Raw genomic sequence first — 12,332 nt, 5'->3', positions numbered from 1 at the left:
CGGCACGCGTGTTAACCTGCCTTCACCAGCGCCGTCATTGCACGGTCCGACGAATTACAGAGGTTGTCTGCATTCCATGAGCGTCGAGAGTCGCGTCGAGAACGACGATACCCAGCACGGAGCCCCGAATTTCCTGCGCAATCAGATTCGTGACGAGATCGAATCGGGGCAGACCCAGACGATCGTGACCCGTTTCCCGCCGGAGCCCAACGGCTTTCTGCACATCGGTCACGCCAAGTCTATCTGGGTCAATTTCGGTCTGGCGGAACAGTTCGGCGGTCGCTGTCATCTGCGCTTCGACGACACCAATCCAGCCAAGGAAGAGCAGGCCTATATCGATGCCATTCGCGAGGATATCGAGTGGCTCGGCTATCGCTGGAGCGGTGAGGTGCGCTACGCCTCGAGCTACTTCGATCAGCTCTACGCCTGGGCCCAGCATCTGGTGCGCGAAGGTCTGGCCTATGTCGATGACCTTTCGCCGGAAGAGATTCGTGAATACCGCGGCACCCTGACCGAGCCGGGCCGGCCGAGCCCCTACCGCGAGCGCGGCGTGGAGGAGAACCTCGACCTGCTGGAGCGCATGCGCGTGGGTGAGTTCGCCGAGGGGGCCAAGGTGCTGCGGGCCAAGATCGACATGGCCGCGCCGAACATCAATCTGCGCGACCCGATCCTCTATCGGATTCGCCACGCCCATCACCATCAGACCGGCGATGCCTGGAAGATCTATCCCTCCTATGACTTCGCGCATGGCCAGTCGGATGCGATCGAGGGCATCACCCATTCGCTGTGCACGCTCGAGTTCGAGGATCACCGCCCGCTCTACGAGTGGTTCCTTGCGCATCTGCCGGTGCCGTCGCAGCCGCGTCAGACCGAGTTCGCGCGGATGAACGTCAACTACACCGTGACCTCCAAGCGCAAGCTCAAGCTGCTGGTCGACGAGCAGGTGGTGGACGGCTGGGACGATCCGCGCATGCCCACCATCTCGGGGCTGCGCCGGCGCGGTTACACCCCAGCCTCGCTGCGCAAGTTCTGCGACATGACCGGGGTCAGCCGGGCGGCCAACGTGGTCGATATCGCCATGCTGCACTTTGCGATTCGCTCCGATCTGGAAGACAACGCGCCGCGCGCGATGTGCGTGCTCAATCCGCTCAAGGTGGTGCTGACCAATGTCACCGCCGACCACGGCGAAGTGTTCGAGGTACCGGGGCACCCGGCGCGTGAAGACATGGGTACCCGACGCCTGCCGCTGACCCGCGAAATCTGGATCGATCGCGACGACTTCATGGAGGAGCCGCCGAAGAAGTTCTTCCGTCTGGCGCCGGGCAAGGAGGTGCGCCTGCGCAACGGCTACGTGATCCGCTGCGACGAGGTGATCAAGGATGCCAGCGGCGAGATCACGGCGCTGCACTGCTCGGTCGACTTCGAGACCCTGGGCAAGAACCCCGAAGGGCGCAAGGTGAAGGGGGTGATCCACTGGGTCAGCGCCGAGCACGGCGTGCCGGTGGAAGTGCGCCTCTATGACAACCTGTTCCTCGATGAGGCGCCGGATCGCGACAAGGACGCCGACTTCCTCGATCATCTCAACCCCGAGTCGCTGGTCACCGTGCACGGCATCGCCGAGCCGGCGCTGGCGGATGTGGCGCCCGAGGCGCGCTATCAGTTCGAGCGGGTGGGCTACTTCTGCGCCGACCGCCATGCCTGTCGCGAGGGCAAGCTGGTGTTCAATCGCACGGTCGGGCTCAAGGACTCCTGGGCCAAGATTCAGCAGAAGCAGCAGGGGACGGCATGAGCGAGCTGCAGGTCTATAACACGCTGACGCGGCGCAAGGCGCCGCTGCAACCGATCGAGCCCGGCAAGCTGCGCATGTACGTCTGCGGCATGACGGTCTACGACTACTGTCACCTGGGGCATGCCCGGGTGATGGTGGCGTTCGACGTGATCACCCGCTGGCTGCGCCAGACCGGTCTCGACGTCACCTATGTGCGCAATATCACCGATATCGATGACAAGATCCTCAGGCGTGCCGAGGAGAACGGTGAGCCGATCTCGGCGCTGACCGAGCGCATGATCGCGGCAATGCACGAAGACGAGGCGCGCCTGGGTGTACTGCGCCCGGATCAGGAGCCGCGTGCCACTGGGCATATCCGCGAGATCGTGGCGATGATCCAGCGCCTGATCGACAACGGCTACGCCTATGCCGCGGACAACGGTGACGTCTACTATCGCGTGCGCCGGTTCGCCGCCTACGGCAAGCTCAACAATCGCAATCTGGACGAGATGCGAGCCGGGGCACGGGTCGAGGTCGACTCCCATAAGGAGGACCCGCTCGACTTCGTGCTGTGGAAGGCGGCTAAGCCGAATGAGGCGAGTTGGCCTTCGCCCTGGAGTGAGGGGCGTCCGGGCTGGCATATCGAGTGCTCGGCGATGTCGACCTGCTGCCTGGGCGAGACGTTCGATATTCACGGTGGCGGGCCGGATCTGACCTTTCCCCACCACGAGAACGAAATCGCCCAGAGCGAGGCTGCCACCGGCAAGCCCTACGTCAATGTGTGGATGCACGCTGGGGCGGTGCGCGTCGATCAGGAGAAGATGTCCAAGTCGCTGGGCAACTTCTTCACCATTCGTGAAGTGCTCGAGAGTCATGATCCGGAGGTGGTGCGCTATCTGCTGGTGGCCAGCCACTACCGCAGCCCGATCAACTATGCGCCGGCCTCCCTCGGTGAGGCGCGGCGCTCGCTGGAGCGCTTCTATCACGCGCTGGATGGCGTCAAGCCGTGTCAGGGCGAGGTCGAGCCGGACTACGCGGCCCGTTTCAGTGCGGCAATGAACGACGACTTCAATACACCCGAAGCGCTGTCGGTACTGTTCGAGCTGGTGCGTGAGGTCAATCGCTTGCGCGATACCGATGCCCCGAGGGCCGCGGCGCTGGCGTTCGAGCTCAAGCGCCTGGCCGGGGTGTTGGGTCTGCTCGAGCGCGAGCCGGCGGACTTTCTCAAAGCCGGCGCCCAGGCGCTGCCGCTGGCGGAAGCCGAGATCGAAGCGCGCATCGAGGCGCGCGCTCAGGCCAAGCGCGAGCGCGATTTTGCCGCCGCCGACCGGATTCGCGACGAGCTGGCGGCGCTGGGTATCGTGCTCAAGGATTCCCGCGAGGGTACCCGTTGGAGCCTGGAGGCGGCTGGCGACTGATCTGAAGGCGGCCGCGATCGAGCGCGAAAGCTGCGTCGGTGACTGTCGCCGTGTCTTTACCTGTGACGAATACCCGGCCAGTGACGAATAGGCCCCGCCGATCCGGCGGGGCCTATTCGTTTTCAGAGGCGGTCGTTTGCAGAACCGTCGCTTCCGGGCACCTGAGGTTGGATGGGTTAGCGCTCGGCCAGGCGCGCGACGATGGCGTCGACCATGCGTGCCGAGTGGGTGGCTGCACGCTCCAGGAAGGCGTCGAAGGAGAGGTGCGATGACTTGCCGGCGATATCCGACAGCGCGCGAATGACCACGAACGGGCAGTCGAAGAGGTGGCAGGTCTGAGCGATCGCCGCCGCTTCCATCTCGATCGCCAGCATCTCGGGGAAGTGTGCCCGCAGCCCCTCGACCCTGGTCGGATCGGACATGAAGCTGTCGCCGGTGCAGATCAGGCCCTCGAACACGCGCAGCTCGCCGAGACTCTCGATGCTCGCGCGTGCGGCGCTGACCAGCTCGGGTGCGGGGGTGAACGCCGCCGGCATGCCCGGCACCTGGCCCAGGGCGTAGCCGAAGGCGGTGACGTCGACGTCGTGGTGGCGCACTTCGCTGGAGATGACCACGTCGCCGACCTCGAGCTCGGCGCCGAAACCGCCCGCCGAGCCGGTGTTGATCACCGCATCGGGGCGGAAGCGATTCATCATCTGGGTGGTGCCGACGGCGGCATTGACCTTGCCGATGCCCGACTGCAGCAGCACGATCTCGACGCCGTGGCGACGACCGCAGTGGAAGGTGGCGCCGGCGTGGCGCTCGACGCGGGCGTCTTCCAGCTGCGAGGCGAGCAGGGTGACTTCCTGCTCCATGGCACCGATGAGGCCGATGGTTTGCATCACGAAGTTCCTTGAGTGGCAGCGAGGGTCAATGGGCGTCGTGGAGTTCGGCGGCCTGCAGGGTGTTCTGCAACAGGGTCGCGACCGTCATCGGGCCGACCCCGCCGGGTACTGGGGTGATGAAGCTGGCACGCTCGGCGGCACTGGCGAAGTCGACATCGCCGACCAGGGTGCCGTCATCGTTACGGTTCATGCCGACATCGATCACCACGGCGCCCGGCTTGATCCAGTTGCCATCGATGAGGCCCGGCTTGCCCACGGCCACTACCAGTAGATCGGCCTGGCGCACCTTCTCCTCCAGGCTGCGGGTAAAGCGATGGCACACGGTGGTGGTGCAGCCCGCCAGTAGTAGCTCCAGTGACATGGGTCGACCGACGATATTGGAGGCGCCGACCACCGTCGCCTCAAGGCCACGCAGCTCGATACCGCTGTGTTCGAGCAGGGTCATGATGCCCTTGGGCGTGCACGGGCGCAGCAGCGGCATGCGCTGGGCCAGGCGCCCCAGGTTGTAGGGGTGGAAGCCGTCGACGTCCTTGTCCGGGCGGATGCGTTCGAGCAGCGGGTTGGCGTCGAGATGCTCGGGTAGCGGCAGCTGTAGCAGGATGCCGTCGACCGTGTCGTCTGCATTCAGTTCGTCGATGACCGCCTCTAACTCCTGCTGGCTGATGGTGGCATCGAGCCGATGGCTGAACGAGAGAATGCCGGCCTGTTCGCAGGCACGGTGCTTGTGGCTCACGTAGATCTCGGAGGCGGGGTCATGGCCCACCAGAATCACCGCCAGGCCCGGGCGTCGGCGTCCCAGCTGGAGGCGCTCGGCCACCTCGGTGGTCACCTGTTCGCGGATGGCGCCGGCAATGCGTTTGCCGTCGATCAACTGAGCGGTCATCGACTGTCCTTTCTGAGTAGCGGAAATAGCGGCCGGTCTCGCTGGGCGAAGCAGGGCTTCGACCAGGCCGGCGAAGGCGGCAATTTTCGCACGCCAGTCGATCCAGTCAACGCAGGCGTTGAGGATGGCTGTCACTGAGGCGACAGTGGGGCAGGGCAGATGCGACCCGGGGTAGCCTGAAATTCACGTAAGGGCTTGACCTGACAGAAATGATCCGTAGAATACGCAGCGCATCGAGGGGCTCGTAGCGTCATCGATCGCATCGCCCGGCGACGGGGTATAGCGCAGTCTGGTAGCGCGCCTGCTTTGGGAGCAGGATGTCGGGGGTTCAAATCCCTCTACCCCGACCAGTTTGGGTCGGCGATCGATGAACAGGCAGCCGGTATTGGAATGCGCCTATAGCTCAACCGGATAGAGCAACGGCCTTCTAAGCCGTAGGTTGCAGGTTCGAGTCCTGCTGGGCGCGCCAAACTCCCAATGGCTTTGCATCGTCAAGCGTTGGATGGGTTGCGGTGGTCCCAAGCGATGCCAGTGTCGAGATGGTGGATGTAGCTCAGTGGTAGAGCCCCGGATTGTGGCTCCGGTGGTCGTGGGTTCGATCCCCATCATCCACCCCACTTTCGACGCGCACTCAGAAATGGTGGATGTAGCTCAGTGGTAGAGCCCCGGATTGTGGCTCCGGTGGTCGTGGGTTCGATCCCCATCATCCACCCCATTTCTGTCCCTTCGGATGTCCTTCTGGTCCTTCCCCCTATTTCTGTTCGCGCTGCCTCTTGGCTCGTACTGGCACGGGTTCGCACCGAGCTCGGCTCCAGCTGCGTGAGTCTGCCTGGTCGGGTGGCCGATGGCGTGGTCGACGCAGGCTGTGTCGTCTGGTTGGTGGTTGCCCGAGGCGCCGCTTGCCTGTCGATGACGAGCAGTCATCCTTTTATTCTGCCGATTTTTGTCGCTGCCCCTTGGTTTTCGGGCGCTTCAGCCCAATGTAGGCGGCAAGTCTGCTTGCCAGTAGGCATGGGGATTCATAGAATCTCTCCCTTATTTTTTGAAGTTGCAATCACAGAACGCTCCCGTCGGTAGAGGATCATCTATGCAAGTTTCCGTTGAGACGACATCCCAGATCGAACGTCGCATCACCGTCCAGGTGCCGGCGAGCGAGGTCGATCAGGCCGTCGCCGCTCGTCTGCAAGACACCGCCAAGCGCGTTCGTCTGAATGGCTTTCGTCAAGGCAAGATCCCGATGGCCGTCGTGCGTCAGCGTTTCGGTCAGGACGTGCGCAACGAGGTGGTCAGCGAGCTGATGCGTCAGCACTACGTGCGTGCCATCACCGAAGAGAGCCTCAACCCGGCCGGCTACCCCTCGATCGAACCCACCGTCAATCAGGACGGCAAGGATCTCGAGTTCGTGGCCACGCTGGAGGTCTACCCGGAGATCGAGCTTCAGAGCATCGCCGGTACCGAGGTCGAGCGTCCGCAGACCGAGATCACCGAAGCCGACATCGATCAGATGATCGAGACCCTGCGCACCCAGCGCGCCGAGTTCCAGCCGGTCGAGCGTGGCGCCGAGATGGGCGATCAGGTCAAGATCGACTTCCAGGGCTTCCTCGGTGACGAGCCGTTCGAGGGCGGTGCTGCCGAAGGGCACGAGCTGGAGCTGGGCTCCAATCGCTTCATCCCGGGCTTCGAAGAGCAGCTCGTGGGCGCCAGCGCCGGCGACGAGAAGCGTATTCAGGTGACCTTCCCGGAAGATTACCAGGCCGAGCATCTGGCCGGTCAGGAAGCCACCTTCGCGGTCAAGGTGCACGAGGTGTCGGCCAAGACGATGCCGGAAGTGGATGCCGAGTTCATCAAGGCGTTCGGCGTCGATGACGGTGATTTCGACAAGTTCCGCGCCGAGGTTAAGAGCAACATGGAGCGCGAGGTCAAGCAGGCCACGCAGAACCGTGTCAAGCAGCAGGTGCTCGAGGCGCTGCAGGCGGCTAACGAAGTCAGCGTGCCGCAGTCGCTGATCGACCAGGAGACCGATGGTCTCAAGCGTCAGGCAGCGCAGCAGTTCGGCCTGGGCGACGACTTCGACGTCAGCCAGCTGCCCAACGAGCTGTTCGCCGATCAGGCGCGCAACCGGGTCAAGGTCGGCCTGCTGCTGGCCGAAGTGATCAAGCAGAACGAACTCGAAGCGAGCGACGACGAGATCCGTGCCCGCGCCGAGGAGCTGGCGACCCAGTACCAGCAGCCGGAGCAGGTGGTCGAGCAGTACCTCAAGAATGACGAGCTCAAGAACCAGATCAAGTCCGCGGTGCTCGAAGACAAGGCCGTTGACAAGCTGCTGGCGCAGGCCCAGGTTAAAGACGTCAGCATGAGCTACGAAGACGTGCTGCAGGCCGCTCAACAATCGGACGACGCGGCCGATGAAGATGAGAGCGAAGAGAGCGATTCCAAAGCATAAGCGCTGCTTGGTAAGCGACGGACCCCGGCGAGATGCCGGGGTTCGGCGGTGGTCGGTGACGGCAATGTGGGGTCGCGGCCACCGTCTAGAGGAGTGTGACACTCACCAGATGCAAGGAAATCGCGATGCGTAACGAGTTCGACATCAGTAATGCCGGCGGCCTGGTTCCGATGGTCGTGGAGCAGAGTGCGCGCGGCGAGCGGTCTTACGACATCTACTCCCGGCTGCTCAAGGAGCGTGTCATCTTTCTGGTCGGCCAAGTCGAAGACTACATGGCCAATCTGGTGGTGGCGCAGCTGCTCTTCCTGGAGTCGGAGAATCCGGACAAGGATATCCACCTCTACATCAACTCGCCCGGTGGCTCGGTCACCGCGGGCATGTCGATCTACGACACCATGCAGTTCATCAAGCCGGACGTGTCGACCGTGTGTATCGGTCAGGCTGCGAGCATGGGGGCACTCCTGTTGACCGGGGGCGCCAAGGGCAAGCGCTACTGCCTGCCGCACTCGCGCATGATGATCCATCAGCCGCTGGGCGGCTATCAGGGGCAAGCTTCCGACATCGAGATCCACACCCGGGAGATTCTGACGATTCGTCACAAGCTCAACCGGATCCTGGCCGATCACACCGGACAGGACATCGACAAGGTGGCCCAAGACACCGACCGTGACAATTTCATGGATGGCGACCAGGCCGTGGAGTACGGGCTGATCGATGCCAAACTGGATAAGCGCCCGGTATCCTGATAGCGTTTTGAGTCAAGGTTTCACACGGCGATGTTCGGCATCGCCGTCCTGACGAGGTACACGAATGGCCGACGGTAAAGGCAAAGACGACAACGGCAAGCTGCTCTACTGCTCGTTCTGTGGCAAGAATCAGAACGAGGTGCGCAAGCTCATCGCAGGGCCGTCCGTCTACATCTGTGACGAGTGTGTCGATCTGTGCAACGACATCATCCGCGAAGAGGTGCTGGAAGCCGACGCCGAGAGCGATGAGGATCGCCTGCCGGTACCCCGTGAGATCCGTAACACGCTGGATGACTACGTCATCGGCCAGGATCGCGCCAAGATGGTGCTGTCGGTGGCGGTCTACAACCACTACAAGCGGCTGCGTGGCGGCGGCAAGAGTGGTGGCAAGAACGATGACATCGAGCTGGGCAAGTCGAATATCCTGCTGATCGGCCCGACCGGTAGCGGCAAGACGCTGCTGGCGGAGACGCTGGCGCGGCTGCTCAACGTGCCGTTCACCATCGCCGATGCGACCACGCTGACCGAAGCAGGCTATGTCGGTGAGGATGTCGAGAACATCATCCAGAAGCTGCTTCAGAAGTGCGACTACGACGTCGAGAAGGCGCAGCGTGGCATCGTCTACATCGACGAGATCGACAAGATTTCGCGCAAATCGGACAACCCGTCGATCACCCGTGACGTCTCGGGTGAAGGGGTCCAGCAGGCGCTGCTCAAGCTGATCGAGGGCACCACTGCCTCGGTGCCTCCCCAGGGCGGGCGCAAGCACCCGCAGCAGGAGTTCCTGCAGGTCGATACCGGCAATATCCTGTTCATCGTCGGCGGTGCCTTTGCCGGTTTGGACAAGGTGATCCGCGATCGCGCCGAGAAGGGCGGCATCGGGTTCAACGCCACGGTCAAGAGTAAAGAGAGCGACAAGGGCGTCGGTGACGTGCTGGCCAATGTCGAACCCGAAGATCTGGTCAAGTTCGGCCTGATCCCCGAGTTCGTCGGTCGTCTTCCGGTGATCGCTACGCTCACGGAGCTGACTGAAGAGGCGCTGATCCAGATTCTCGTCGAGCCCAAGAACTCGCTGGTCAAGCAGTACTCACGCCTGTTCGAGATGGAAAACGTCGAGCTCGACTTCCGTGAGGACGCGCTGCGCGCCGTGGCGCACAAGGCGATGGAGCGCAAGACCGGTGCTCGTGGTCTGCGCTCGATTCTGGAATCGGTGCTGCTGGAGACGATGTACGACGTGCCGTCTCTCGAAGGTGTGACCAAGGTGGTAATCGATGGGTCCGTCATTTCGGGTGATAGCGAGCCGCTGCTGATCTACTCCAAGCAGGAAGAGAGCCGGGTCGCCAACAAGGACGGCTGACGCCTCCGCGTTGACGTCTCGACTCAGGGAAGGGGCCCTCAGGGGCCCCTTTTTGCATGTCGGGACCGCTTGCCTGCCGGGACCGCGATGCCCTCGGCCGTGCAGCGGCGTTGACGTGTCCCTTTGATGTCGGGGGCATGACATCATCGTGTCAGGTCAAGGTCGCTTCCCCCTTGGAACCCGGCGGACTCGCCCCCACGTACCCCGCTATTGCCGCTCTGGTGGCTCACCCATCCGAACGTTTGTCGAGGAAATGCTGTAATGGCGCAGAGCTCAGACCAGACACTCAAACTTCCGCTGCTGCCGCTGCGCGACGTGGTGGTGTATCCGCAGATGGTCATCCCGCTGTTCGTCGGACGCGAGAAGTCGATCCGTGCGCTCGAGACGGCCATGGAGAGCGACAAGCGCGTCCTGCTGGTCGCCCAGCGTGAAGCGGCGCATGACGACCCGGGTGCCGATGACCTGTTCGGCGTCGGTACCGTCGCCGATATCAAACAGCTGCTGAAGCTGCCCGATGGTACGGTGAAGGTGCTGATCGAAGGCGCCTTCCGCGTCGACGTGCAGCGCGTGGTCGAGGAAGAGGGTGGCTATATCGCTGCCGATGCCACGCCGCGCGACAGCGAGCCGCTCAGCGAGCGCGAGCAGGAGTCGCTGGTTCGGGTGCTGCTCAATCAGTTCGAGCAGTATGTGAAGCTGTCCAAGAAGGTGCCCAGCGAGGTGCTCTCCTCACTGCAGGAGATCGAGGATCCCAGCCGTCTCGTCGACACCATCTGCGCACATCTGTCATTGAAGATCGATGACAAGCAGGAGCTGTTGGAGATGGATCGCGTGCGCGATCGCATCGAGCACCTGATGGCACTGATCGAGTCCGAAATCGACCTGCTGCAGGTCGAGAAGCGGATCCGGTCGCGGGTCAAGGACCAGATGGAGAAGTCCCAGCGCGAGTACTATCTCAACGAGCAGATGAAGGCCATCCAGAAGGAGATGGGCGAGCTCGAGAACGTGCCTAACGAGGCCGAGAAGTACGAGCAGCGCATCCAGGAAGCGGGCATGCCGCAGGAGGCCGTGGACAAGGCGACTCAGGAGCTCAACAAGCTCAAGATGATGTCGCCGACCTCTGCCGAGGCCACGGTGGTGCGCTCCTATCTCGACTGGGTGCTCTCGGTACCGTGGAAGAAGCGCACCCGGGTCAAGCATGATCTGCCGTTGGCGGCCAAGGTGCTCGACGAGGATCATCATGGCCTCGAAGAGGTCAAGGAGCGCATCCTCGAGTATCTCGCCGTGCAGAAGCGGGTCAAGAAGCTCAAGGGCCCGGTGCTGTGTCTGGTCGGTCCGCCGGGCGTGGGCAAGACGTCGTTGGGGCAGTCGATTGCGCGTGCGACCAATCGTCGCTACGTGCGTCTGGCCTTGGGCGGCGTGCGTGACGAATCCGAGATTCGCGGCCATCGGCGTACCTATATCGGGTCGCTTCCGGGCAAGCTGATTCAGCGCATGAGCAAGGCCGGGGTGCGCAATCCGCTGTTCCTGCTCGATGAGGTCGACAAGATCGGTATGGATCACCGTGGCGACCCTGCCTCGGCGCTGCTCGAGGTGCTCGATCCGGAGCAGAACGACAAGTTCAACGATCACTATCTGGAGCTCGACTACGATCTCTCCGATGTGATGTTCATCTGCACTGCCAACTCGATGAATATCCCTGGGCCGCTGCTCGATCGCATGGAGGTGATCCGGCTGCCGGGCTACACCGAAGACGAGAAGCTGGCCATCGCCAAGCGCTACCTGATTCCCAAGCAGCTCAAGGCCAACGGGCTCAAGGACCAGGAGCTGACTTTCGGTGACGAGGCGGTACTCGAGCTGATTCGCTACTACACTCGTGAAGCGGGCGTGCGTGAACTCGAGCGCCAGATCGCCAAGGTGTGCCGCAAGGTGCTGCGCGAACGCCTGGAGGCCGAGAAGGGCCAGGGTGCCCAGGCGGGTCAGACTCTGGCAGCAGCAGATATTGATCGCTACGCCGGCGTGCGCCGCTACAGCTACGGTCTGGCCGACCAGGACGATCAGGTGGGGCGCGTCACCGGCCTGGCATGGACCTCGGTGGGCGGCGAACTCCTCTATATCGAGTCCGTGGTGACCCCGGGCAAGGGCCGTCTCAACAAGACCGGCTCGCTGGGTGATGTAATGAAAGAGTCGGTCAGCGCTGCCCATACGGTGGTGCGCGCGCGGGCTCCGCAGCTAGGTATCGACCCAGAGCGCTTCGAGAAGGAAGACCTGCATATCCACGTGCCTGAGGGCGCCACCCCCAAGGATGGCCCCAGTGCCGGTATCGGCATGGTCACCGCGATGATCTCGGCTTACAGCGGGCGCGCCGTTCGCTGCGATGTCGCCATGACCGGCGAAGTCAATTTGCGCGGCGAAGTGATGCCGATCGGTGGCCTGAAGGAGAAATTGCTGGCTGCACGGCGCGGTGGTATAAAGACCGTGCTCATTCCCGAAGAGAATCGTCGGGACCTCAAAGAGGTGCCTGACAACATCAAGAGCGCTTTGGATATCCGCCCCGTGAAATGGATCGATGAAGTGCTGGCCGTGGCCTTGACGAACCCGCTGGAAGCCGATGAAAAGCGTGCCGACGATGCCGCTTCATCGCAGGCCAATGTCAGCACACATTGATCGAATTCCGGCGAGAATTCGAGGCGTGAAGTCAGACGTGACGCGGTTTTTCTCAAGATCTTGATTGACAGCATAATTGGAGCATTGCTATAAAATGCCCACTTGTTGTGATCGCTATCGCAGTTAGAGATTGCGCGTCGATTTCCTCTCAATTTTGTACACAGTCAAG

General features: G+C 62.6%; 8 protein-coding genes and 4 tRNA genes. 10 read left to right on the top strand and 2 right to left on the bottom strand.

The features are described 5' to 3' along the window. Positions 1-76 precede the first annotated feature (76 nt). Positions 77-1,789, top strand: coding sequence for a glutamine--tRNA ligase/YqeY domain fusion protein (locus QO259_RS09320; protein ID WP_285952589.1), 1,713 nt, complete (start codon positions 77-79; stop codon positions 1,787-1,789). 5 nt (positions 1,790-1,794) lie between these two features. Continuing rightward, positions 1,795-3,186 (top strand): cysteine--tRNA ligase, encoded by a 1,392-nt coding sequence (gene cysS / locus QO259_RS09315; protein ID WP_285952762.1) that lies wholly within the window; start codon positions 1,795-1,797, stop codon positions 3,184-3,186. Positions 3,187-3,362: 176 nt separating this feature from the next. Here cysS and mtnN read toward each other — a convergent pair whose 3' ends face one another. Further along, positions 3,363-4,067, bottom strand: a complete 705-nt coding sequence (gene mtnN / locus QO259_RS09310; RefSeq protein WP_285952588.1) for a 5'-methylthioadenosine/S-adenosylhomocysteine nucleosidase — start codon at positions 4,065-4,067, stop codon at positions 3,363-3,365. A gap of 28 nt (positions 4,068-4,095) precedes the next feature. Then, positions 4,096-4,953 carry a bifunctional methylenetetrahydrofolate dehydrogenase/methenyltetrahydrofolate cyclohydrolase FolD gene (folD, locus tag QO259_RS09305; protein WP_207035922.1) on the bottom strand — a complete coding sequence of 286 codons (858 nt, stop codon included), beginning with the start codon at positions 4,951-4,953 and terminating at the stop codon, positions 4,096-4,098. A gap of 273 nt (positions 4,954-5,226) precedes the next feature. Here folD and QO259_RS09300 point away from each other — a divergent pair. From QO259_RS09300 to lon, 8 genes are all read left to right on the top strand, one after another. Beyond that, a tRNA-Pro gene (locus QO259_RS09300) sits at positions 5,227-5,303 on the top strand. Between the two features lie 42 nt (positions 5,304-5,345). After that, positions 5,346-5,422 (top strand) — tRNA-Arg (locus QO259_RS09295). A 73-nt stretch (positions 5,423-5,495) separates the two neighbouring features. Further along, positions 5,496-5,570, top strand: a tRNA-His gene (locus QO259_RS09290). A 23-nt stretch (positions 5,571-5,593) separates the two neighbouring features. Next, a tRNA-His gene (locus tag QO259_RS09285) sits at positions 5,594-5,668 on the top strand. Between the two features lie 372 nt (positions 5,669-6,040). Continuing rightward, positions 6,041-7,396, top strand: a complete 1,356-nt coding sequence (gene tig, locus QO259_RS09280; protein ID WP_035471681.1) for a trigger factor — start codon at positions 6,041-6,043, stop codon at positions 7,394-7,396. 125 nt (positions 7,397-7,521) lie between these two features. Next, positions 7,522-8,142, top strand: coding sequence for an ATP-dependent Clp endopeptidase proteolytic subunit ClpP (clpP, locus tag QO259_RS09275; RefSeq protein ID WP_035471683.1), 621 nt, complete (start codon positions 7,522-7,524; stop codon positions 8,140-8,142). 64 nt (positions 8,143-8,206) lie between these two features. Further along, positions 8,207-9,499 (top strand): ATP-dependent Clp protease ATP-binding subunit ClpX, encoded by a 1,293-nt coding sequence (gene clpX / locus QO259_RS09270; RefSeq protein WP_207035918.1) that lies wholly within the window; start codon positions 8,207-8,209, stop codon positions 9,497-9,499. Between the two features lie 261 nt (positions 9,500-9,760). Continuing rightward, positions 9,761-12,163 carry an endopeptidase La gene (gene lon, locus QO259_RS09265; RefSeq protein ID WP_207035916.1) on the top strand — a complete coding sequence of 801 codons (2,403 nt, stop codon included), beginning with the start codon at positions 9,761-9,763 and terminating at the stop codon, positions 12,161-12,163. Positions 12,164-12,332: the final 169 nt, after the last annotated feature.

Source organism: Salinicola sp. JS01, assembly GCF_030284585.1.
Taxonomy (GTDB): domain Bacteria; phylum Pseudomonadota; class Gammaproteobacteria; order Pseudomonadales; family Halomonadaceae; genus Salinicola.
This window is presented reverse-complemented; position numbering and strand designations above follow the sequence as displayed.

What these genes read in the sequence shown, in the direction of transcription:
- QO259_RS09320 (WP_285952589.1), top strand. Translation starts at nt 77, where the DNA reads ATGAGCGTCGAGAGTCGCGTCGAGAACGACGATACCCAGCACGGAGCC.
- mtnN (WP_285952588.1), bottom strand. Translation starts at nt 4,067, where the DNA reads ATGCAAACCATCGGCCTCATCGGTGCCATGGAGCAGGAAGTCACCCTG.
- folD (WP_207035922.1), bottom strand. Translation starts at nt 4,953, where the DNA reads ATGACCGCTCAGTTGATCGACGGCAAACGCATTGCCGGCGCCATCCGC.
- tig (WP_035471681.1), top strand. Translation starts at nt 6,041, where the DNA reads ATGCAAGTTTCCGTTGAGACGACATCCCAGATCGAACGTCGCATCACC.
- clpP (WP_035471683.1), top strand. Translation starts at nt 7,522, where the DNA reads ATGCGTAACGAGTTCGACATCAGTAATGCCGGCGGCCTGGTTCCGATG.
- clpX (WP_207035918.1), top strand. Translation starts at nt 8,207, where the DNA reads ATGGCCGACGGTAAAGGCAAAGACGACAACGGCAAGCTGCTCTACTGC.
- lon (WP_207035916.1), top strand. Translation starts at nt 9,761, where the DNA reads ATGGCGCAGAGCTCAGACCAGACACTCAAACTTCCGCTGCTGCCGCTG.